This window comes from Mycobacterium sp. E796 (genome assembly GCF_001672815.1).
Lineage (GTDB): Bacteria > Actinomycetota > Actinomycetes > Mycobacteriales > Mycobacteriaceae > Mycobacterium.
The window spans coordinates 1-815 of record NZ_LZKK01000213.1; the positions used below are offsets into that span (position 1 = coordinate 1).

An 815-nucleotide genomic window follows, 5' to 3' on the forward strand; every position below is an offset into this window, starting at 1 on the left:
GGCATTCCGGTGTTGTCCGCGCTGCCGGGCCAATTCCTGCTCAAGGACCTGGTTTTGATCGGCGTTGCGCTGTGGACGTGCGGTGACTCGCTCGCGGCGCGAAAAGCGTGCCCCTGAGCAATTCCTTGGCCGATGCCAACGTGTCGGCGTAGGCGTCCGGAGTCAGGTTGGCCGCCCGGTCCGTCAGCCCGCGAGCCAGCGCGTAGATCGCGTTGACCGCGGCGCCCGGGTCGGTGCCCGGCGGCAATGCTTCGCGCGCTTGGGCGTCCCGAACGATCCCATCGATGGTGTCGCGCAACACTTTTGGCCCGGCATGCCCGCGCATCGCGCGTTCGAACGCGGCCAGGTGCGGATACTCGCGCAGCAACCTGGCCAGCTCGTCCAGCATCGCCTCGAGGCGCTCGACGACGTCATCGGAGTGCGCCGCGGCGGACCGCACCCGCGGCAGCGCGATCTCGTCGATCTCCCGGACGGTCGCCGTGAGCAGCTCGGACTTGTTCGGGAAATAGTGATACAGGCTGCCGCTGGTCATCTCGGCAGCCTTGGCGATCTCGCGAATGCTTGCGCGGGAGTACCCGACCTCCGCCACGCAGCGCATCGCCGCGTCGATTATTCGGGCGCGGGTCCGCTCGCCGCTGGCGCCGACCGGGCGACCCAGCATGCCGTCGAATATAATCGGCCGATCAATTTACGTGCCGGTTCGGTAGGGAGACGCGCCGCATGAACGCCGCGCGGGCGCAGTTGGGGCGCCCGGTGGGCGCCAGCGGCGAGCGGACCCGCGCCCGAATAATCGACGCGGCGATGCGCTGCGTGGC

General features: G+C 69.1%; 1 protein-coding gene. It reads right to left on the reverse strand.

Translation table 11 applies throughout. From position 1 onward, the window contains the following. Positions 1 to 40: 40 nt before the first annotated feature. A complete protein-coding gene (locus tag A5706_RS16005) occupies positions 41 to 661 on the reverse strand; it encodes a TetR/AcrR family transcriptional regulator (protein WP_068132317.1) in 621 nt (206 codons plus the stop codon). Between the last annotated feature and the right edge of the window lie 154 nt (positions 662 to 815).

Excerpts from the sequence above, each read along its gene's own strand:
- A5706_RS16005 (WP_068132317.1), bottom strand. The coding sequence starts at position 661 with ATGCTGGGTCGCCCGGTCGGCGCCAGCGGCGAGCGGACCCGCGCCCGA.